The organism is Bacillus sp. AFS073361 (assembly GCF_002567005.1).
GTDB lineage: Bacteria > Bacillota > Bacilli > Bacillales > Cytobacillaceae > Neobacillus.
In genome coordinates, this window is record NZ_NUZU01000016.1 from 35336 (window position 1) to 57620 (window position 22285).

Sequence of the window (22285 nt, forward strand, 5' to 3'; positions counted from 1 at the left end):
TTTAGTCCCAGAATTAATACTAAAATTAACTTAATATTAGCACCAATATTAGTCCTATTATTAACATTAAAATTAATGGAGGAATTAACCATGTTTGATGACAAAGCAAATAAGCAAAATGAAGAGGTGCCATATCCAGTAAATCCGGATGAAGAAGGTCAGCAATTCCCACAACCGGACCCGACATTTCCGAATCCATCGGAACCCACTCAAGCCCCTGCGGAAATGAGAAGTAAAGGAATGGAACCCGATAAAGATTATCATGGTACTAATGCAACGAAGCAAAAAGGTGATGGAACTGGTGACACAGACACTACTACTCCAACAGGGGATGCCGGAACTACGAATACAGGAACTAGTCGAGCTCATCAAGGCGGTCGTAATGAAACGAAAGATGTAGATACGGCTTTTGATTCTGATAACAAGAACATTGACCAAGATGCCTCCGAGACTGTGCAAGATGCAGCCAAGGGTAACGAAGGAGATGGAAACAATGGCTAAGAAAAGCGAAAGTACAGAGCAAAAAGTCCAGACTCAAGCCAAGAAAAATCCAATTCCGGAAAACGTTGAGCTTCCGAAAGAGGAACAGACGGCTGTTGATGAAATACAAGCAGCACCGACCGGAACCGGGAAGTCGTACCGTCTCAAAAATCCGGAAACTCAGTACACGGATCCTGATAGCGGTTGGACCCTGGCTGCTGACCAATCGAAGCCGTTACCGGAGAAACTTGCTGCGGAAACGCTCGAACGCATTAAGCGGGGTTTTTTGGTTGAGGGTAGCGGTGAGGAGTAATGGCATTTGCTGACTTACAGGATGTTAGAGACCAAACTACGATTAGTTTGGTCTCTAGCCTTTCTGATACGAAAATAGATTTCTATATTGAGAGGGCAAATGCGTATTTACGGAGAGTAACAAAAAAGGATTATCGTGGTGAAACAGATGTAGATCTGCTTTCCGATTTAAAGCGAGTGACGGTTTTGCTTGTAGAATATTTGTGGTTCATTAACCAACCGGAAGTCAAAGAGGGAAATTTAGCCGGAATTGATACCGAGCGGATTGGTTCCTATTCCTACAACAAATCAGCAAATGCCACTGGAACCGGAAACCCGGAGCTTGATGCTTTGTTATCCAGTTTGGTGGGTACGATTGGACTGAATTTATTTTCTGTCTCCGGTCCATCGAGGGGAAAAATCGATAGGTTTAATGAACACGCTTATGTAACCGATATTGAGGAGTGATGAAATGAGAATTTCACATCTTCTTATTCATTGTGCGACCGTGGTTGTTCCAGGAGGGCAAAGTGGGAAGGACGCCTATGGGAGACCGATTTATTCAGAACCCACGACAAGGGAAATAAAATGCCGACTAGACCAATTACGCCAATCCACTTCAACGGACGATGAAGGGAAAGACGTTTTATGGTCTTATATTTTGTTTGCCGGACCCGAGGATAGTTTTGATATGAATATGCAGATCCGTGAAGTGGTTGATAAAGAGGGGAATGTGGTAGCGAAGGGAACCTATTCCATTGAGCAAATATTCCCGGTTTATCAATTGAGCCGTTTACATCACTACGAACTCCACCTATCGAGAGGGGATGGTGCGATTGTCTAGCGATGGAATCAATGTGAGGGCAGTCGTGAAAATTGATGCAAATGCGTTGAGGTGGTTTCAACGTGAAGCCCCACAAAAATTAGAACTAGCAAGAAAACGAGCCGTGGAAGCTGCTGGAATGGTTTGGGCAGACGAAACGAAACAAATTACACGAGACGAGGACCACATTGACACCTCGCTTTATATAAATTCGATAGGGTATTCTACTGGCTCACCTTCCAATCCTTTGTATGTGATTGATGAAGGTAGAGGAAAGACCGTTTTGAAGATTGGTGCCGATGTAGAGTATGCCGAATCACTGGAAAAACGATTTTCTATTATGGCTAGAGGACTTGATGTGGCAGAGAGCAGAATGAGAAAGGTAGCGACTACTCAGGTAAAGAAAACGCTATTTGGTGGTTCAGAATGATTGATTATAAAGACCCTGTGCCTCCTATAATCCAACTGCTTAATGCGACTTTCGAGAGCCGATTTAATATATATGGGAATCTATTCCCTTCTAGCGTGTCGCTTCCTGCCGTATTGGTGAGGCAAGCAGGAGGGAATGGATATTACCGGATTCAATTATTGGTTAGAGCTCGGGAAGATATAACGGCTATGGCTATTTTGATTGATGTAATGAATTACCTGGAACGCACCGGACAATTTATGTCGGGGATCCGAGTGAAATGGGTGGAACGTGAAAGCAATCCGATTCCTGCCATCGATGAAGATTCAGGATTACCGGAAGCCTGGTGTTATATGCGAATAGAGGCGTTAGAAAGTGGAGAGGAGACTTAAACAATGGCTAAGAAAAAAGAAGCGGAAGTCAAAACATCTTCTGAGCAAGAGCAAAAAACCCAGGTTCAAGAGGGAGAAAAAATCAAAGCACTTGGTCCATCCGATGAAAAAAATGGTGCTACGATACTCCGATATAAGCCAATGGACGGACGGAAAAACAGCTTGGATATTCAAAAGGGCATGATTTTAACGGTCGGGGATGATATTGACACACATGAAGCAGAAACATTGTTGGGCCTTACAAATTGGCAGTTTGAAAGGGTGGAAGAATAATGCCGGATATTTATTCAGTTAATGCGAGCAATATTGTGGGTGGCCCAGGACGATTAGTGTTCAAATCGTATGATGGCAGCTATCCTGATTCCATCGAGGATGTAATGGCTATTACTTCTCCCTATGCTTTAACTTCCGGGTGGAAAGACCTTGGAGCCACAAGTGACGGAATCACCATTAGCCGTGGGTTTGATACAGAGGATTTCTCTGTTGACCAGGTAAATGGTCCGGTGGATACCGATATTACCGGTTGGAGCCATACACTAGAAACAAACCTAGCGGAGAATACCGTGGAAAACCGTCAATTGGCTTTGATTGGTGGAAGCATTATTGAGACACTTCCGGTATTGGGTACTGCGACAACAACGAGCGGAGCACTTGCGACAGGAGCCACGCTTGTTAATGTAACGAGTGTAACTGGATTTGTTGCCGGAGGATATGTGAGTATTGCGAATCGGACGTATCAAATCGCAAGTATTCAAGGAAGCACTCTGACCCTTACTACTCCGTTAACTGCGGATTTAGCAAGTGGGGCAAGTGTACGCCCTGTTACAACACTAGGAACACGGAGAATTGGGTACGGCACCATGAACAACATTCCATTTATTACGGTCGGTCTCATTTCTCAGAAGAAGGACGGTACCTTGTATATGGCGGTTTTCCGTAAATGCAAAGTGTCCGGTGATGATAAAGAGCAGACTTTCGGTAATGAAAAACGATTGCTGCCATTGAACCTGGTTGCTTATCCGGATGGGAATGTAGCAGAGAGCGAAAATGTGTACTTTGAAATCGAGCAACTGTCTTAGTAGGAGGATATTATGGAGCAAATTTTAAATAAATTGGATATGGAAAAAACGATTGGGGTTGTCACGTTATCCGATGGGGTGACGAAAGTTGGCATCCCCAAACTTTCTATGAGTAAAATCATACGAATTGTAAAGTTTCTTGGCGTGGATGGAGCCAAACTTTACGGTGAGTGCAGAGAAATTCTGTTGGACCCAAAACTGGATGATATTGAGAAAGTAAGTGTAATCTTTGAAACGTTGAAAGAGGAACAATTGATTCGGGTGTTTTCCATCATGCTCGATCTGTCAGACGAAGATGTGCTGGCGTTTGACCCGAACGAAATGCTTGAAATCCTATTGGTGTATGCGGATAAAACGGATTTACGAAAAACTTTTACCTTAGTCCGGCAGTTAATGAAAAAGATGTTCAACAAGGAACTGCCGGACAATCTGAAAGAGTGGTTCCCGAGGAGGAAGGTAGCTCCGACCGAAAATGGGAGCAAATCATCAACCTGATTATTTTTCAAATCGAAACCGTGTCAAAGCATTTCGGATATACCGAGGAGTATGTAATGGACCATACCCCGGCATGGATAAGACGGAAATTCGAGCAATCTCAACGTGAAGAATTTGCCGAGCACCAACGAAATGTATTTGCCGGGTTCCAGAGTTTGCTTTTATTGTTGGATGGAGCGTTTAACAAAGGAAAAGACTTCAATAAGATTATGCCTCCAACATTAGAGGAAGCGATGAAGATAGAACGTCAGCAGAAAATCGCCCAAGAATCCTTTATTGCCGGGATTTGGTGGAAATAGTTAACATTAAGACTAATGTTAATTAGATTATTAACTCTAACTAAACATTAATTTTATTATTAACTCTAATATTAGGAATGACGTTAATTGTAATGCTAATGAATAGGTAAGGAGGTGTATGAAAATGGCTGATGTAGGTAGTGCAAATATAGAGATTTCTGCCGATGATAGTCCTGCCAGGAGGAGTTTGTCCGGGTTTCTTGGTCACTTACGAGGCTTTGGGAGTATTGCGGCAGGAGTTGTCGGTGGACTAACTATATTTGAAGGCTTATCGAGTACCCTCCAAGGTGTGGCTAATGCGACTATTGGTGCGAATGCCAATATGGAGCAATATGAAAATACCTTAACCACGGTTTTGAAATCGCACGACAAGGCAAAAGAAACGCTCCAATGGGCTGAGAAATTCGCGGCTCAAACTCCTTTCGAGATCCCGGACATTGTGGAGGCGACAACGAGACTTTCAGCGTATGGATTGAAAGCCCAGGATGTGTTGGGAGCAACCGGAGACATGGCTGCTGTTATGGGTAAACCACTCATGCAAGCCGTGGAAGCCGTTGCCGATGCCCAGACAGGTGAGCTCGAACGATTAAAAGAGTTCGGTATTACAAAGAACATGCTTATCGAAGAAGCAGCAGACACATACGGTGAGGCATTGGTCAATGAAAAAAATCAAATAGCAGACATGGATTTGCTCAATAAAACGCTCTTTTCCCTCATGAACAAACGATTTAAGGGCGGTATGGAATTACAATCTCAAACGTTCAAAGGATTGGTCTCCAATGCCACGGATGGAATCGGTACACTGGCAAGGGAAATGTCCAAACCGATATTTGAAAAGTTGAAAGCAGGATTAGCCCAGGCTATTCCGGTTCTAACTGCTTTTACTTCCTTTGTCACAGGAGACATGAAGGGAGCAAGAGAAACCTTAGTTGTGGCATTTGGAGAAGAAACAGCCGGGAAAATTGAGGGGTTCTTTGTAAAAATCCAAGGTTATTTTGAACAAGCTAAACAGTTTGTGAAAGATTTAGGACCGACACTGGACAATGTGAAAGGAATCCTGGTTAATTTATTCCCGATAATCAAGGATTTTGGTGCTCTGTTTGGATTAGCCGTAGGAGGAGCAGCCGAAGGACTTCCACCGTTATTAGAGGGCATTAGTGGAATTGGAAAAGCCGTGACCGGATGGGATGGTTTTACTCCGATCGTGGAAGGACTTGCAGCCGGGTTTGGTACTTATAAATTAGCGGTCGAAGCCGTTACCCAGGCACAAGAGATATATGGAAAAGTAACGGCTGCCGTAACTCTGATACAAAGAGCTTGGACAGCGGCTGTTGCGGCTTCTGCTCTAGCCGGAGGAGGATTCAAAGGAGTTATCGCAGGGGTTCGAGCAGGAATGGCAGCTTTAAATCTGACAATGTTAGCTAATCCATTTGTATGGATTCCGGCACTGATTGTCGGGGTCATTATAGCATTGGTGGCTTTATATAGAAATTCTGAAACATTCCGTAAATTTGTTGATAAATTATGGGCCGGAATAAAAAAGGCATTTAACGGTTTCATTAGATGGGCAACCGTATCCCTTCCAAAATGGTGGAATGATACGATTACCGGATTTAAAAATATGGGAAGTAAGGTATCAAGTTCATTCTCTAACTTGAAGGATTCAGCCGTTTCTAAAATAAAAGGTTTGTGGAACGGTGTTAAAGATTGGGTAGGAAAGATACCTGGCAAATTTACCGAAATGAAAAACAAAATCACTAGTACAGTGAAGGGGATAAACCTCTATTCTATCGGTAAAAACATTGTTCAAGGGTTGCTTAATGGATTAGGCAGCATGTTACGAAGTGTAAAAAATAAGGCTAGGGAAATATCCACTGCCGTTTCCAAGGCTATTAAGGATAAATTGAAAATGAAATCTCCGTCACGAGTAATGGTGGAGATTGGGGAATTTACTGGGCAAGGTTTCGTTCTAGGTATGGACAATATGATTGCGGATGTTTCCAGGAAAGCACGAAGAATGGGTGAGGCGGCAACGGATGTAGGAAATGTGGGAATCCCTATCCGTCAGCAAGCTGTGAATCTAGGAAAAATGGTCAATAGCAAACTACCAGATATGAGTGGAGACAACAAAGGCCCATATGTGTTCCAGGTAAATATGAACAGTCGAACCGTTGCCCAAGAAGTCTATGAAGATATTTCAGCTTTACAAAATAGAGCAGAAACGCAAAACAGCCGTGCTAGAGGGGAGGTCAAATGGTAAATGTCATTTTTATATAAAGGAATTTCAAGTGAAAATTACATGGTGGTCGAAAAAATAACCCGGTCCATTTTGCCTCCTCTGTCTCATACGGTGGTGGATGTTCCGAGTAGACCGGGCGTGTTCCATCAAAAAACAGTTGTTGGAGCTCGGACCATAACGGCACAGATTCGCATTAGACAAAATAATGTAATGGATTTAAACGCTATGATTCGAGCCATTGCTCAATGGCTATACTCGGAAAGTCCTCAAAAATTGTCTCTGACAAAAGAGCCTGGGCGATGTTATTTGGCGGTTTTGAGTGGAGACACAGATCTCGATGAAATTGTGACCGTGGGTAAAGGGGAATTAACCTTTTTATGCACGGACCCGATTGCTTACGATGAAGTAGAAACCCTTATGACTATCACGGATAGTCCTCAGACCGTGGAAATTGAAGGAACGGCTCCGACATTTCCAATTATCAAAGCAACGTTTAACCAGGACACGACTTATTTCGCCTATTTTACGGCATATGAAAATGAGCAAGTTATTTTAGGGGAAGCCGTGGACGAAGAAACTCAGACTTCAAAAAATACAATGGTGAGAGTGTTCCATGACCCGATGCAAACCACTACTGGATGGGCAGCCGGGGGAAATGTAATTGATAATGGAACGGTTACTGGCACGATGGCGGTAGGTGGAAGCGAATATTTCACATATAGCAGCTTGGGGAGTGGCTCAAATTGGCATGGGCCAGCACTCAAAAAATCCTTAACTACGCCTATTGATAATTTCCGTGTGGAAGCATGGATGAAATTAAAAACCTCTAAGAACGTAAAGGAACAAGCACGAGTGGAGGTAATTTTGCTCGATGTGAACTCCAACGTTATCGGAAAACTTTCCATGCGTGATAGTTATACAACCAAAAGAGGCGTGAAAGCCGTTCTCCGAATTGGTCCGGATGATAATGCCTATTACCTGATTAATGGTGAAGGTAAAAAAAGCGGTTATTGGAATGATTTTTATGGGAAATTGCGTTTAGAAAAGAAGGGAAAATGGTGGTATGCCTATGTGGGCGTACTTGAACCGAATGGAAAATACACCAAAACATGGAATGCGAAATATTACGACAAAAGCAATAAGTGGACTGCTGATTTGGCACAAGTGGTTGTAACCGTGAATGGGTATGGAACAAGTCCGGTGCCTACTCCTGACAATCTTTTTGTTTCGTCTATTCAAATATTTTCTACGAGTACATTGGCGACGCAAGAGGTTCCAGTGATTGCCTCAGCCGGGGATGTTATTGAAATCAATCATTTGACCAAAGAAGTGTTGCTCAATGGAGAGGATTATCGGGAAGTGTTAGATCCGTCTAGTAATTTGTTTGCGCTTAGCAACGGAGCAACAGATTTAGGATTTGAGCCATTTGATGCTGCGGCTATTGAACTCAGCTATCAAGGGCGGTGGAAATAATGATTTATATTTTGAATGACCAGGAAAAAATCGTAGCCCAATTGGTGAGCGATGGTTCCCAGGGGTGTTCCTATTGGGATGATGAATTTACCGAAAAAATAGGGGATGCCTATATCACTTTGAAGTTTTCAATGGATGCAAACCATGTGGATGCTGCCGAAGTGTATGCTTATCGGAAATGCTTAATCCAGGACATGGACGGAAACTTTCAGATGTTTCGTATGATGGAAGTTATAGACATTGAAAATGACGATGGAAGCTCCGTGAAAGAAGTCTATGCCGAGCATATGGCTCTTGATTTATTAGCGAATATTATCAGGCCTCAGAACGTAAGTGGGTACACTGCCGAGCAATATATGGATTTTATTCTTCAAAATACAAGATGGCAAGCCGGGAGAGTGGAATGGCTAGGAACGGCTGCTATTAATTTCACGGAATATACGACTACCATTGATGCCTTGATTCAAGGGGCTGCAGCATATGGAGGAGAATTTCGTTTTCGAGTAGAACTAAATGGACCAAGGGTATCCGGTTGCTATATTGATTTAGTCCTGGAAAGAGGCAATAAAACCGGGTTAATCATAGAGTACGATTTTAATATGAAACAAATACAACGCACCGAAGATGTGAAAGAAGTGTATACGGCACTTATTGGAGTGGCTCAGAGCACCTCTGGAAGTGGGTATATGACATTTGCGAATTTAGATGTAACCGATAAGCCTGTTGGTCAGGACTGGATTGGAGACGATGATGCCCTTCAACGGTTTGGTATTTTACTGCCGAACGGAGAAAAACAACACCGGATGGGTGTTTTTATTTTTAGTGGGGAAAATCCTACTCCGACCTTATTGCTGAGTGAGACTAGAAAAGCACTGGCCACTCGTAAAAAGCCTCAGTATCTTTACTCCACTACTCCGGTAGATTTGGAGAGGATGCTCGGTTATAGCCATTTGAAAATGCGAATAGGGGATACCATCGCTATTCAGAATTATGACTTCAATCCTCCTTTATTAATAGAGGCTAGGATTTTGGAGTTAACACGTTCGCAAACCGATCCGTCCAGAGATAAGGTGGTTTTGGGTGAATATCGGGATATATTGAGGGAATCTCAGTATGCGATCGTAAACAGTTTGAGAATGGAAGTTATGAGAAACCGTGCGACTTGGGATGTAACAGGGACACAGGTTTTTCGCCAAACAACGCCCCCGGAAGATACTACGGCTATATGGGTAGATACCTCCGGTGATATAGATATAATCAAAACGTTTAATCCGGCAACTGGAATATGGGAAAAAGCAACACCGACAACAGCCTCCGAAGTGGGAGCTGCGACCGTATCCCAGGCTCAGGATTTAGCGAATACGGCTCAGTCTAATGCCGAGGCTACGGCAGCATCGTTGGCGAATAGTGCAGAGCAAAATGCGAAGGATTATGCGGAACCGGAAATGCAAGTAGGTAACACGGCACCAACGGATACAACGAAAAAATGGCTCGATACCTCAACAAACCCGGCAAGGCTGAAATATTGGAATGGAACAACCTGGGTGCTTGCAACTCCGACATTACCCTATCATGTAGGGGCAGATGAAGCTATCTATAAGCAGACCACAGCCCCGGCTCATTCGGACGGTAGGCTATGGATGAATACAAGTGTTACCCCTAATATTTTATATAGAAGTAATGGAACGGCATGGATAAAGGTCACTCCGACAGCGGCTAGTGAAGTCGGGGCAGAATCCTCTATCTATAAACAAGCAACGGCCCCGGCTCATTCAACTGGAAGGTTATGGCTAGATACAAGTAAGACCCCGAATGTGTTAAATCGTTCAACAGGAACAGCATGGGTAAAGGTCACTCCGACAACGCCTGGTGAAGTAGGGGCTGAGGTTGCCGGAGCGGCTGCAATTGCCGAATCGAACGCTAAGGCTGCGGCTCAAACTTATGCAAATACAGCCGAACAAAATGCAAAAACGGCAGCTCAAACGGCAGCAGATAAAGCAGAGGAAAACGCTAAATTGTTTGCCGGAAACGCCTCGAATATTAAATCAGGTATTTTGGATGTAGCTTCCGTACCAATACAAACTGCTGAGAGTGGAGCTCGTATCGTTTGGGATGGCACAAATGGATTGGTCCAATATGATGCGAATGGAAATGTGGTTACGCAGTTAGGACTAAACGGTTCTGCGAAATTTGCAGGGGAGTTGTTGGCTGCGACTGGAACATTTACCGGAACTCTATTTGGGGTAGATGGTACATTCTCAGGGGATATTGCCACCAACGATTTATTTCTAAATCCAACAGACTTTGAATATCAAGGTCATTCATCCATTCGGTTTCAGACCGGACATTTGGGTGCAACAGGAGATACCTACACCAAATCAGGATATATAATAGTCGATTCCTTTAATCAGCAATTGTCTATTTACGGACAAGAAGATGGATTGATTAATGGAGTGGCTATTGCATCGGATTTAGATATTGATGGGCATGTCACTATTAGTAGTGGTTTGTATGTTAGTGGTGTTCATGAAGTGAACGGAAACAGTAATGTATTCAAAATGGTTGGTACAGACCATGTATATATGGAATTTTTTGCAGATGGCCCTTCCACTAGAAGTGGATGGATTGGGTATAGCTATGGTGGAGACACCACCATGCAAGTTAGAAATGACTATGGCGACCTGATGCTTCAAGCAAAATACTCTACGAATCAGATATTGCTTGGCAGCGATTTAAACGCTAGGGATAAAAACGTAGTTGGCGTTAAGAAAATGACTGCGACAAACGGAGTCGCCTTTGAATCTAAAGATGCTTGGCTTCGTATTAATGACGCGTCTGGTGGTTCTGCTAATCATACAAGTGGAGTGTATTTTGGAAGTTCTATTGTACGAACAGATGGCACGTTACAAGTAGGAAATGCGGGTCTGTATTTTAGCGCGAGCTCGACAGGAACAGTAATAAATACAACTTTAGATATGAAGAATCACAACGTAGAAAACGTGAATCATTTGACCATCAATGATTTTGGGGCAAACGAAGGGATCGAGTGGAAAAGTGGAGGAGCATATAGCAACTGGCTCATTCATGTTACAGATGATGTTGGTACCGGAAACGTAGCAACCACAAACTACCCTCTGCAATTTTTCATTAATGGCGCAAGAGCCGTGACATTTGGTACCACTGGAAATCTATATATCACAGGAAGTTTATTTAAAGCACAAGGCTCAGGGGTAACACTTACAAGCGAAGGTGACACGGTTCTTAAAAGTGATAAGAGTGGGTCAGGGTCTGGGCTCAGTGTTGGCACCGATGGATCGCCTCGTATTTGGTCTATGGATATTTACAATCGAAAATATTCTAGTGGAACGGTTGCGGTTCAAATCACAACCTCTGGAACGCTCGGGGTTCCATCTTCTTCTGAAAAATACAAGTTAGATATTCAAGATGTTAGCGATGAAATGCCTGATAAGATATTAGAAATCAATCCGAGAATGTGGTACGACAAAACATCCGTTGAACAATATGCTGAGTATTTAACGAAGATTAGCAACAAGAATATGGATGGAACTGATAGCGAGGTAGAAGATGCTGAGTTACCTGATTTTCCCGAAATTAAAAGGGCGTTCGGCTTAATCGCTGAGGAAGTGGAACAAGCAGGATTAAGCGATTTTGTATTTTATAGCCAGGATGAAGATGGCTATAAGCAAATCGAAACGCTTATGTATGACAGGATGTGGGTGCTATTAATCCCTATCATTAGAAAGCAAAAGGAACAAATAGCAGCCCTGGAAGAAAAGATAAATAAAATTGGAGGCATAGCATGACACAACAACCGAAACCACTGGATTTAACCAATCACATGAAGATGATATTAGGAGAAATGCAGTATCAAAATATTTTATTGAAGGCTGAGAACACGGAGCTCCGAAAGGCATTGGCAGAATTTAATAATCAAAAGGAAAAATCAGCCGAGCAAGAGGGTTGATTTTTTTTATTCCAAAAAGGAGGGTCGCTTTATATGCAGCAGAACGAAATGTTTGAAAAAAATCTAGGGTTAGTTGGATTTTTTGCCAATATGTTATCTCAAAAAGCCACTCCGAAAGGATATTTTGATTTTAAGGATTTTTTCCAAGAAGGAAGCATTGGTTTATGGAAAGCGTGTCATACTTACAAACCAGAAAAGGGAAATACGTTTTCCACCTATGCCGGACGATGTATCCAAAACGAAATTTTAATGTATTTGAGAAGAGAAGGACGAAAAATTGCTAGTGCTACGTTGGATGCGGAGATTCCGAGTAAAGATAATGGTCTTGATACGGAAACTTTCAAAGATTTGATTGAGGACAAATTTGATACAGAAGATGAAGTAATGGCCAATGATTTAAAGGACTTTTTTTACAACGAGGCGAATCTCCAATTTTCTAAAAAACGGAGAGAGCATGTAGAGGAACGAGAGAGAGAGATTTACGATCTGTTAATGCAAGGGTACAAGCAAACGGAGATTAAAGTGATGTTGGGCGTTAGTCAAAGAGTAGTTGCTCATCATTTTGCGAGCATCCGACAAAGAATTACTAACGGTTGGATTTATAATTAATATTAGTATTAACACTAATATTAATTATAATACTATTTTTAAGGAGTGGATTTTTTGAGAATTGTTTTATCGGCAGGACATGGACCCTATACCCCCGGAAAAAGAGCACCCGATGGATTCCGAGAATTTTGGTTCACCTTTCCAACGGCTGAATTGGTAGCTAAATATCTTTCGGAATATCAAAACGTGAGTACCATGAAAGTTTATGAAAAAGAACGTGACGTTCCATTAGGCGAGAGGACGAGAAAAGCAAACTCCTGGGGAGCCGATTTATATGTATCGATTCACGGAAATGCTTATGGCTCCACCTGGTCCGATGCTCATGGTATCGAAACGCTTGTATTCAGTAAAACTTCAAAAGGGTACAAGGCAGCTCAAAAGGTCCAGGATTCATTAATTAAAGCAACGAAATTGACCAACCGGGGAATTAAAATTCGACCCGATCTGTGGGAAATGCGAAAAACGAACATGGCAGCCTTTTTGTGTGAGTGTGGTTTTTACACCAATTCATTTGAAAAGAAATTGATGGAATCAGAATCCTATCAATCACTAGTTGCACGAGCGATTGTGAATGGAATTGCAGAGCATTATGGATTGAAAAAAAAAGCAACAGAGGCGAAACCTCCGACTACTCCGAAATCCCCGGCTTCCACTCCTTCCGGTGGTGGAATGTACAGGGTTCAAATTGGAGCGTTCTCTGTTTTTAGAAATGCTGAGGATTTAGAAAAGGCAGCCAAAGACAGGGGATTCAGTCCATTCATTAAAAAAGAGGGAAATCTTTATAAGGTTCAAGTGGGTGCATTTAGTAGTAAAGCCAATGCGGAAAAGTTTTTGAAAGTCTGCAAGGACAAAGGGTTTAAAACGGCTTTTATCGACAAATAAGGGAGTGGAGATTATGAAAGTTGTAACCTATGACAAGCGTTCCAATGTGGTTTTTGGTGTGTTCCCGGAGGTATTCAGTCCAGAAATTGACCGAGAAAACGGCATTATCTTTCACGAAAATGGTACCTTTCACCGAATTAATAGTGATAAATATGGTTTTTTGATACTGGACGATTATGTTCCAGTAAGACCGGGAGACACCATTACGGATAAGCACCGTGAAATGGACCTCACACATAAATATGAGGGTTTCAAATTGAATGACATTGGCGATGCGATTAAGGCGATGGGCAAGGAAGTCGCTGAGGAAATTAAAGATTTGTTTGGTAAAAAGGGTGACGAAAACGATGGCTAAGGAGGAGTTGGACTTGGAGGATTTAGAAAATGGTACATCCACCAATGACGTAGTGCGTTTAATACTGGCGTTGTTATCCGGAATTAAATTGTTGACTGCTGCGCTGGGATTTCACTTTTTCTCAGACGATTTGTATGTGGCTATTGCGAACATCATACCGGTAATTATCATCATGTGGACGATGTGGGATGCAAAGCGTGAAAAGGACAAGGTAAAAGAGGCAGCCATTAAAATAGCACAAGCGAAAGTGAAGGAGATTCAATATGAAGAAGAAGTTTAGGCTTGTTCCTTATAGCTTGGACACGGTGGAGAAAACAGTGGATGAAATACCGGATGGCGTGAAAATGATTGAGGCTCCTCACTTATGGGATGAAGGATTTAAGGGTGAGGATATTGTGGTGGCGATTATTGATACAGGATGCCAAACGGACCACCCGGATCTCCAGGACAGGATTATTGGTGGATGCAATTTCACCACTGATTGGGATGATGATGCGACTTGTTATGAAGATAATAACGGTCACGGTACCCATGTAGCCGGAACGATCGCAGCATTGGACAATGGGAGTGGAGTGGTTGGAGTTGCACCCAGGGTGAAACTCTTAATCTTGAAAGTATTGAGCAAAGATGGAAGTGGTTCCTATGCCTGGATAACGGATGGCATAAAATACGCTACCAACTGGAAGGGGCCAAATGGCGAGTGTGTCCGTGTAATCAGCATGTCATTAGGTGGGCCGGACGATAATCCAGAATTAAGACAAGCCGTGCAAGAAGCCGTGGTCAAGCAAATTTGTGTCGTGGTCGCAGCTGGGAACGATGGTGATAATGAGGAAACTACCTTCGAGTACAATTACCCGGCATCCTACAATGAGGTGATTGAGGTAGCTGCAGCCGATATAACAGGGAAGCTCGCCTCATTCTCCAACAACAACACGGAGGTTGACGTTATTGCCCCTGGGGTCAATATCCTATCAACCTGGTTAAAAGGAAAGTACGCCCGGCTCTCGGGTACATCGATGGCTACTCCACATGTTGCCGGGGCATTGGCTCTTTTAATCCAAAAGGGAGAATACGAATTTAATAGAACACTAACGGAATCGGAAATTTATGCTCTGTTGGTAAAGCGTACCGTTCCACTCGGATATAAGACGAGCTCGGAGGGGCATGGGCTTGTTAAATTGTCATATATGGAAAAGGTCCGAAGTCTCTTAAACTTCATTGAGGAGAATTTTGAATGAGGAACGATGATTTAGTTTTGATTCTGCTCCTTGTCCTGATTTTTTCCGTGGGCTTAATGCTTGGATATTTTGCGTGGATTTTTCAAATTTTCATTTCGGTAGGTTTTTAGAATGGCAGCATAGTATTTGAAGGGAGGTGATAATCGTGACAAACCAAACGAACGACACTCAAAAGCAAGGCAATACAAAAGATGGCTCCACTCAAACTCAGTCTGGTGGAGGCAACAAGCAAAACGGCAACAAATAATTTCAAATCAGAGACGATTAAAGAAGGGTATCCCACTTTCGGGATACCCTTTTTTGTTTATTAAATTAACCAACCGATGATGCTAACTATAATGTCAATAATTGCTATGATAATTCCGATGATGTTCCACATACTGTTTTTCACCCCTCTACTTCTTTTAAAAGAAATAGGCGCAATCCTTTAAAATATTTGGCCTTATTTAAAAAAAGTTTTGGTAAGTGAAATTTACTCCTATAACTATGCACGAAAGTTAAATTAATTTTACGTATGACCTCGTTAGCAACAGTACATATTATTCCAATTAGAAAAAATGGTTTATCAACAAATGAAAGGATTCCTACAAAAAGAATGCAACCAGAATAACAGCAGTAGGAAGTAACAAAATACATTCAGAAAATTAGAGTTGATTGAAGGTAGAGTGGACCACTTTTTTATCCATTCTAATTTTCATTAATCAAAAGGTGATTGACAAACAATTTTGAATAGTGTATAATAATTATACTTAAATTTTATGCCACAGTTACTGGTTCGAGCCCAGTGCTCCTCGCCGAACATTTAAACCTTGCCCTAAGCAGTAAATATTGGATTATTGGTATTATCATTGCCAATACCTTATCGATTGCTATGACAAATTTTTGGAATTCCCTTTCAGGAAAATCTAAGGAGATGGTAAAGATGACAATGTTTATGATTACCGTGTTACTGACCTTCGTGGCTTCTGAGGAGCTAGTTTAATTGGTAAAACGGTTGATATAAGAAACCCGGTCAGTAGCACAACCCAAAAATTATAGTTTTTACATATTAAAAGGGTGGACCAATTTTGGTTCACCCTTTTTTGTTATTTGACAAATAATAAGACGATTTCAATAAGGAAATTTAAGTCTTACTTAAATGATCTTTTCATATAAGAACTGAATAATTGGACGAACCATTTTTTCAGCTAATAAGACTGGCACTGCATTGCCAACTTGTTTGTATTGTTCATTAAGTTTATGGTTATTCGTAACGTTTTCTTTATTACCATTTGAAAAATCGAACCAGTCAGGAAAAGATTGAATTCGAGCAACTTCACGAACTGATAGACGACGATTAAAATCACCTTGAAATTCCCAAGAGTCTTTTCCGATTTTCTTCATAGGTTCACCGTGAGGGTGCATTGGAGCTTGTCTACCACTCGCTTGAATAGTAAAACTTTGCTCGTTCCAGTTCTTTTTACGATTACGGCTCATATACATACTTGAAAACGAGCCCTCATAAACGTCTTTAGCATCTAGAGGTAAATCACTAATTGTATCTTTCAAAGTGACATATGGTAGCTTCCCTTCTCCATGTGTCGGTTCGGGAACTTCATATTCAAAACCATATTTTTTACTAATATCATTGCGAATTCCAACAATAAATACTCGTTCACGAAGTTGTGGGACACCATAATCGCGAGAATTTACTAAATGAGCAGTAACGTGATAACCTGCAGCTTTAAAGTCCTCTATCATTTGGCTAAGAACCTGTCCTCTCGCCATTGTCATAAGACCTTTTACATTTTCAGCAACAAAAAACTCAGGTGTGCTTTGCACTAAAGCACGAATATAATGGACATATAGAAAGTTCCGTGGATCATCGAGTAATCGAGGACCAGAACTACTAAAACCGGGACATGGAAATCCTCCGAGCATGAGGTTACATTTCGGGAATTCTGCTATTTTACGAATATCCTTTTCGACTTTAGTAACAGTCGGAGCAAAGTTATTAACATAACTTATGTTTGCAGAGGTAAACATATCATTTGAATAAACAAAATTGCAGTTTACTATACTACGTAATTTCAAGTAGTCTTCTTTGTTTTCAAAAGCTCTGTATGCTTTTTCTTCTCCAAATTGAACAACCATACTAGAAAGTTCTACTCCCAAATCTAAGCCACCTGCACCCGAAAATAACGAAACAATATTCGTTGCTCCTTCGGTATAATGAAGATTTTTTAGCATTTCTTTTTCTTCTAATCTATCTTGTTCAGTGATATTAGTTTGAACAAGTTCGTTTTCTTCACAAATTTTCTCGAACAAAACATTTTGTACTTCTTCGGGCGTGAAAGTAAGCGAAGAAACAAAAGTTCTTTTTTCTCTTTCAGCAACGACCATAAGAAATCACTCCTTTTCAATATATAGCATCTTACCATAAAAAATTGGGTTTGGCCAGTCTTTGTTACTATGAGAAAATAAGGGAAAAACAGAAGGAGAAATGGAATGGCACAATCGCCTACAACAAATGTTTTAGTGGCTTTAAAGAACATTCTCGACAGGAATTCAAGTATTCTCACGCCTATTTTTCGGTCAAACGGTTCAGCAAACGCTGCGGGAGATAGCCTTGAATTTTTCGTAAAAGATATGTTTTGCACAGGGGCTAGTCAATACCAGTACGAACATGAAAAAATGAGGAAGTACAATGAATATCTAAGTTGGACAGGTAATTCGTCTAACTTCCCTGATTTCATTATTAAGGGTGGAGCTGGTGTTGAGCCGAAAAAACTAAATAATCAGAGCTATTCTTCTCTAGCGTTAAACAGTTCGTATCCAAAAGATTATATCTATCCAGATAGTCAGAACTTACCTAGAGATATTAACGAGGAAGAGTGGGTGAGAAAAGAGGTCATTTACGTTACAGGGAATTTAAACACTCAAAATAACAAACTTCTTTCACTTTGGTTTGCTTACGGGAATACAATGGTAGCCGACCGTTCAACCTATTTAAATCTGATTGATGAGATTAGGGATGCAGTAGCCAGCACAAATGCCACATTAATTGCTTCTAAGGAATTGGCTCGTGCCAAGGGAATTGATCCATTAAAACTATCAAACCTACGAGTTCGAGGAATGTATGAATTAGAGCATCCACATAAAGTATTTAGTGACTATATTACACGAGATGATATTCCTTCCGATGCATCAAAGATATTTGTAGTTATGCTAATTAGCGATTATATTGCACTTGAAGAACAACCTGATTTTTCAACACATTTGGCTAGTGGAAAACTGAAGATAACTGAAATATATATCCCAAATCCAAATAACCCGAGTGAAAACCTCGAAGCAATTTTATTCGAAGGTTGGACTGATTAATAAATAAATCTGTTAGGGTGAGTTTAATGAAATGCAAATGTGGTGAATCTTATCTGTGATTCGAATAGAGGAGTATCCGGAACACGTAAAGGATAAAATCAATTACGACCGGTTATGTGATGGGAATGTCTTTCATGTGGCAAAGTTTATTATAGCCAGCCATATGATTTTGGCAAAACAATAAATAAAGTAAAAAAATTAGATTAACAAGGATGGAACTCGAACATTGAAGCTGTCATTATGGCAGCTTTTTTCTTTGGAAACTTCAACTAATGTAAATTATTTAAAGAAGGAATTTACCGATTTAAAAAGGAAATATTTTAAGGGGGATAAATTGCTTAGAAAAGGTAAAACAAAAGAGGACAAAAAAAGAAAAATGGTAAATTAGAATTATTTGAATTTATTTTTTAAAAAGGAGTCTTGGAGAATGGATGGCTTAATAAATAAGTATTACGAGGAATTCAAAGGTCTACCAAATTATCGTCCTATTATTAGAAACAATATTAAAGAGGATGCTTTTACTATTGCTGTTCTTGAAGTTATGTATAGCAAAAGACTCAATTTAGAAATCAATGCTAAAAATGTAGAAGGTATTGCAAAGTATATTGTAGCCCCACCTGACGCCGGTATTGATATTTTCATCGAATATGAAGATGGTGATGAATATTATTACGACATCATTCAAGTGAAATATACTACTTTAGGTCAACAAGATATCAAACAATGTCTTGCAATGATGCAACGTACTATTAAGGATTTCTTGAAAGACCCTCAATCAATTCATAAGAATCTAAGAGAAGTAATTAGCAATACAAATTTTGATGATACATACAAAAATAACTGTACTTATTATGTGATTCATAATGGGGACATTAACTACGCATCGGGTTTAAAAAAATACGAAAAAATTGTTACTTCAAATGAATTAAAAATTTTACAACAGAGTCTTGGAACGGAATCTGTCCCCCAAGAGATTCTAAAATCCGATGGTTTCAATAATTTTATTTCCTATAATCACAACAGTGATGAAAATACTGAACAAGCATATCTATGTAATTTAAATGGCTACGATTTAGCTAAGTTAAACAATAAATATTCAAGCACGGAAATAGGTAAAAATATATTATTTGGTCAAAATCTTCGTGATTCATTAGAAAATAAATCTAAGACATATTTTTCTATGAAACAAACCATTGATAACGAACCCGAAAAATTTTGGTTTTATAATAATGGTATAACAATAATAGCAGAGGGATTTAATGCAGACGCTGTGCCTTTTCCGGATACAGGAGATGTTGATCAACCATCTAAAAAAATTGATTCTGTTACCCTTGAAAATTTCTCTATTATTAATGGAGCACAAACTACAAGTTCGTTGGGAACTTATTTGAAAGAGGCAGAAATAAATCGTGATGACGAGAAAATAACTAAATTGAAAAATGTTTACGTTTTAACACGTATTCTTGTCATAAACAAACGTGAGTTAAAAGACAATATTTCTATCTATAATAATATGCAAAACCCCATCACAAGCCGAGACATGGTATCGAATCGTATAGAACAAAGGAAACTATATGAGTGGTTAATAAGTGGTGACAAACCTAATATTTTTGTAGAAATTCGACGTGGTTCGCGCCCACCTTCACATTTAAATTTACAAAAACATCAAATGACAACTAATGAAACATTGGCACAATTAGCATTTGCATCATTTTTTAGAGAACCATATACTGCTAAAGATAAGAAGCGAACGTTGTTTAATAATGATTATTCAAAAGAAGATTTTACTATAAATGAAGATTACCATAAAATTTTTAATTTCAATGAAGATAACGAAAAATGTGGAATTCTTTTTAAAAAGACAAAATCTGAAATTAACGAGTTATTGTTTGTTGCTTATCTTTATAAAGAAAGTAAAAAATATCTGAAAAAAGAATATGAACAACGGTTGAACAAGCAATATGTAATGTTAAAAAATGCTGATGAAGATGAACAACAAAACATTAATGAATTTATTAATAACTATAAAACGCAAATGGCAATAAATAATATATGTTTCTTTTACTGTATTGCTCTGTACTATGAATATAAAGCACAATTTGATGAAGATAATAATAAAACATTTAACTATTCAGCTTTTTATGATAAAGACACTCAATTTAAGCAGCATTTAATTGAAAGTTTTTCCCAACTTTTCTTGTCAAAAACTATTGAAATCATAAAAAGTGAATCTGCTGGAACAGCCAATGTTGGAAACTGGATTCGCATTAAAAAAAGTGAAGAAATATTTATGAAGAAATTACGTAATGAGCTTTCTGTAAACTTATCTTTTTCTAACCAATATAAAAATTTTATTAATGAGTTTAAGTACTAAAACTAAAGACGTTGAGCAGGGCAACCGTAGACTGTAAACTGCAAACGTTCGTAAAAGTTAATTTTAACAACAAAGAAAAGCAGGCTCCAAGAGTCTGTCTTTTTTTATAAACAAAGAACCCCACTCATAATTAAGTAGGGGACATGTAAAAACTCGTTACTGGATCAGTTCAATTTTTTATTTATATCTTTCAGCATATTGTTCCAAATCTCATCATCTTCTTTTCTAATTGCTTCCGTTTCTTTTATGATTTCTTCATTATCCTTTTCAATAATTGCAACAAGTTCCTTATCTTCCTGCCAATGTTCCATAAAATTTTTCACTAAATCCATATTAGAAATATCTTTTAACATCTGTCTATCAGGCGAAAAGTTTCGCATTAACTCTCCAATTTCATTAAGATATAAAGCAAATACTTTTCCTTCAATAGAAAAATCACCATTATCCCTCGCAAAATCAGTTCCGTTTGTATTCCCAATAAGATTTTTTACTGCTTTGACATGTAAATCTAAGCCTCCGAAATGAGCCAATTCATTATCATCTACACCTTTAATTGTAATAGAAAGGTCGTTTCCTTTACGATCCACGTCTGTAATTTCAAATTGGCTATATCCTCCATCGCTATCTTCTTCCTCAATATCATCTTCGTCCTCGTCAATATACATATCATCTAACGCTGCCATTCTCTTTAAATTATTGAAAATTAATTCCTTTCCTTCATCTACTAACGCTAGGACAATTGGTTTATCTTTATATTTATCTACTTCTTCGTCGTTCCATTTAACAACCAATTCAATTTTATCATTCAAATATCCAGTAATGGTCACAATCGTTTTTATATCACATTGGTCACCGGTCCAAGTGACTTCATCTACTTCAATTTCTTCAAAATTAGACTCAATTCCTCTAGGGGATATTCCGACACCTCCACCATAATCACTTAGTTCTAAAACTACTTCCTTTTCTGCCATTATCATTTCTCCTCTTTATCTTTTTCTAAAGAATTTTGATTATAATTAATCTCATCCTCACTACCAGCAGCTACAATCTTAATTTTTTCTCCACTAGAAGTTTCCCGATAATATCCACTTTCATCATGAATAAAAGCTCCACCACAGCTCTCTATTAACGCTTTTCCATAATCACTTTCAAAATCAAAAGGTTTTAATCCAAGTGTCTTTTCAGCTTCGATAATAGCCATCTGGATAAAATCAGCTGCTAAGGTGGCTCTGCTAGTCTCTAACATTTTTGCGATATACTGTAACCGAAAGTTTGTATCATTATCAATTGAAACAGAAAACTTAATGGGTTTTGGAATTTTTTGCATGTCTAACTCAGCAATCCGTTCTTTAACATATTTTTCTACAAAACTCATATAATCCTCCTTAAATAGAATCATCTAATGATTATTCAAAAGATTATTCAAGATATTATTTAAAAGATTATTTAATGTAATCTTTTCACAGATATAAAGTATAGTCAAGAGAGAGAATCATATTTCT

The 22285-nt window shown here is 39.5% G+C and carries 24 protein-coding genes; 21 read left to right on the forward strand and 3 right to left on the reverse strand.

The features are described from left to right. Positions 1-90: 90 nt before the first annotated feature. From COJ96_RS10900 to COJ96_RS10985, 19 genes are all read left to right on the forward strand, one after another. Positions 91-501: a hypothetical protein gene (locus COJ96_RS10900; RefSeq protein WP_098572976.1), complete on the forward strand. Its 411-nt coding sequence runs from the start codon at positions 91-93 to the stop codon at positions 499-501. Then, positions 494-793, forward strand: coding sequence for a hypothetical protein (locus COJ96_RS10905; RefSeq protein WP_098572977.1), 300 nt, complete (start codon positions 494-496; stop codon positions 791-793). The genes COJ96_RS10900 and COJ96_RS10905 overlap by 8 nt, the downstream gene beginning before the upstream one ends. Beyond that, a complete protein-coding gene (locus tag COJ96_RS10910) occupies positions 793-1239 on the forward strand; it encodes a head-tail connector protein (RefSeq protein WP_098572978.1) in 447 nt (148 codons plus the stop codon). Before COJ96_RS10905 ends, COJ96_RS10910 begins: the two co-directional genes overlap by 1 nt. A 4-nt stretch (positions 1240-1243) precedes the next feature. Beyond that, positions 1244-1615 carry a putative minor capsid protein gene (locus COJ96_RS10915; RefSeq protein ID WP_098572979.1) on the forward strand — a complete coding sequence of 124 codons (372 nt, stop codon included), beginning with the start codon at positions 1244-1246 and terminating at the stop codon, positions 1613-1615. Further along, complete coding sequence (locus tag COJ96_RS10920; protein ID WP_098572980.1) at positions 1608-2024, forward strand: hypothetical protein; 417 nt, start codon at positions 1608-1610, stop codon at positions 2022-2024. The genes COJ96_RS10915 and COJ96_RS10920 overlap by 8 nt, the downstream gene beginning before the upstream one ends. Then, on the forward strand, positions 2021-2395 hold the full coding sequence (locus COJ96_RS10925; RefSeq protein ID WP_098572981.1) for a hypothetical protein: 375 nt from the start codon (positions 2021-2023) through the stop codon (positions 2393-2395). The genes COJ96_RS10920 and COJ96_RS10925 overlap by 4 nt, the downstream gene beginning before the upstream one ends. Before the next feature lie 3 nt (positions 2396-2398). After that, positions 2399-2668, forward strand: a complete 270-nt coding sequence (locus tag COJ96_RS10930) for a hypothetical protein (RefSeq protein ID WP_098572982.1) — start codon at positions 2399-2401, stop codon at positions 2666-2668. Next, positions 2668-3474 (forward strand): hypothetical protein, encoded by an 807-nt coding sequence (locus tag COJ96_RS10935; protein ID WP_098572983.1) that lies wholly within the window; start codon positions 2668-2670, stop codon positions 3472-3474. Before COJ96_RS10930 ends, COJ96_RS10935 begins: the two co-directional genes overlap by 1 nt. Before the next feature lie 12 nt (positions 3475-3486). Continuing rightward, positions 3487-3969, forward strand: coding sequence for a hypothetical protein (locus COJ96_RS10940; protein ID WP_098572984.1), 483 nt, complete (start codon positions 3487-3489; stop codon positions 3967-3969). Between the two features lie 56 nt (positions 3970-4025). Then, positions 4026-4268 (forward strand): hypothetical protein, encoded by a 243-nt coding sequence (locus tag COJ96_RS10945; protein ID WP_098572985.1) that lies wholly within the window; start codon positions 4026-4028, stop codon positions 4266-4268. A 124-nt stretch (positions 4269-4392) separates the two neighbouring features. Next, the gene (locus COJ96_RS10950) at positions 4393-6528 is read left to right on the forward strand and encodes a tape measure protein (RefSeq protein ID WP_098572986.1); all 2136 of its coding nucleotides are present in this window, start codon (positions 4393-4395) and stop codon (positions 6526-6528) included. Next, on the forward strand, positions 6529-7980 hold the full coding sequence (locus tag COJ96_RS10955) for a distal tail protein Dit (RefSeq protein ID WP_098572987.1): 1452 nt from the start codon (positions 6529-6531) through the stop codon (positions 7978-7980). Further along, positions 7980-11804 carry a phage tail spike protein gene (locus COJ96_RS10960; RefSeq protein WP_098572988.1) on the forward strand — a complete coding sequence of 1275 codons (3825 nt, stop codon included), beginning with the start codon at positions 7980-7982 and terminating at the stop codon, positions 11802-11804. Before COJ96_RS10955 ends, COJ96_RS10960 begins: the two co-directional genes overlap by 1 nt. After that, positions 11801-11965, forward strand: a complete 165-nt coding sequence (locus tag COJ96_RS28610; protein ID WP_180230071.1) for a hypothetical protein — start codon at positions 11801-11803, stop codon at positions 11963-11965. The genes COJ96_RS10960 and COJ96_RS28610 overlap by 4 nt, the downstream gene beginning before the upstream one ends. Before the next feature lie 33 nt (positions 11966-11998). After that, a complete protein-coding gene (locus COJ96_RS10965; protein WP_098572989.1) occupies positions 11999-12574 on the forward strand; it encodes a sigma-70 family RNA polymerase sigma factor in 576 nt (191 codons plus the stop codon). Positions 12575-12628: 54 nt separating this feature from the next. Beyond that, positions 12629-13456 carry an N-acetylmuramoyl-L-alanine amidase gene (locus tag COJ96_RS10970; RefSeq protein WP_180230072.1) on the forward strand — a complete coding sequence of 276 codons (828 nt, stop codon included), beginning with the start codon at positions 12629-12631 and terminating at the stop codon, positions 13454-13456. Positions 13457-13469: 13 nt separating this feature from the next. Next, positions 13470-13811 carry a hypothetical protein gene (locus COJ96_RS10975; RefSeq protein WP_098572991.1) on the forward strand — a complete coding sequence of 114 codons (342 nt, stop codon included), beginning with the start codon at positions 13470-13472 and terminating at the stop codon, positions 13809-13811. Positions 13812-13824: 13 nt separating this feature from the next. Further along, positions 13825-14091 carry a hypothetical protein gene (locus tag COJ96_RS10980; protein ID WP_142332988.1) on the forward strand — a complete coding sequence of 89 codons (267 nt, stop codon included), beginning with the start codon at positions 13825-13827 and terminating at the stop codon, positions 14089-14091. Then, the gene (locus COJ96_RS10985) at positions 14075-15049 is read left to right on the forward strand and encodes a S8 family peptidase (protein ID WP_098572993.1); all 975 of its coding nucleotides are present in this window, start codon (positions 14075-14077) and stop codon (positions 15047-15049) included. Before COJ96_RS10980 ends, COJ96_RS10985 begins: the two co-directional genes overlap by 17 nt. Before the next feature lie 1134 nt (positions 15050-16183). Here COJ96_RS10985 and COJ96_RS10990 read toward each other — a convergent pair. Beyond that, the gene (locus COJ96_RS10990) at positions 16184-17431 is read right to left on the reverse strand and encodes a DNA cytosine methyltransferase (protein ID WP_098572994.1); all 1248 of its coding nucleotides are present in this window, start codon (positions 17429-17431) and stop codon (positions 16184-16186) included. Between the two features lie 105 nt (positions 17432-17536). Between COJ96_RS10990 and COJ96_RS10995 the strand changes: the two genes are divergently transcribed. Both COJ96_RS10995 and COJ96_RS11005 read left to right on the forward strand, forming a co-directional pair. After that, on the forward strand, positions 17537-18409 hold the full coding sequence (locus COJ96_RS10995; protein WP_098572995.1) for an NgoPII family restriction endonuclease: 873 nt from the start codon (positions 17537-17539) through the stop codon (positions 18407-18409). A gap of 427 nt (positions 18410-18836) precedes the next feature. Continuing rightward, positions 18837-20783, forward strand: coding sequence for an AIPR family protein (locus COJ96_RS11005; protein WP_098572996.1), 1947 nt, complete (start codon positions 18837-18839; stop codon positions 20781-20783). A 164-nt stretch (positions 20784-20947) separates the two neighbouring features. On the opposite strand, the gene COJ96_RS11010 is transcribed toward COJ96_RS11005, so the two are convergent. Beyond that, complete coding sequence (locus tag COJ96_RS11010; RefSeq protein WP_098572997.1) at positions 20948-21754, reverse strand: hypothetical protein; 807 nt, start codon at positions 21752-21754, stop codon at positions 20948-20950. A gap of 2 nt (positions 21755-21756) precedes the next feature. Next, positions 21757-22158, reverse strand: coding sequence for a hypothetical protein (locus COJ96_RS11015; RefSeq protein ID WP_098572998.1), 402 nt, complete (start codon positions 22156-22158; stop codon positions 21757-21759). Positions 22159-22285: the final 127 nt, after the last annotated feature.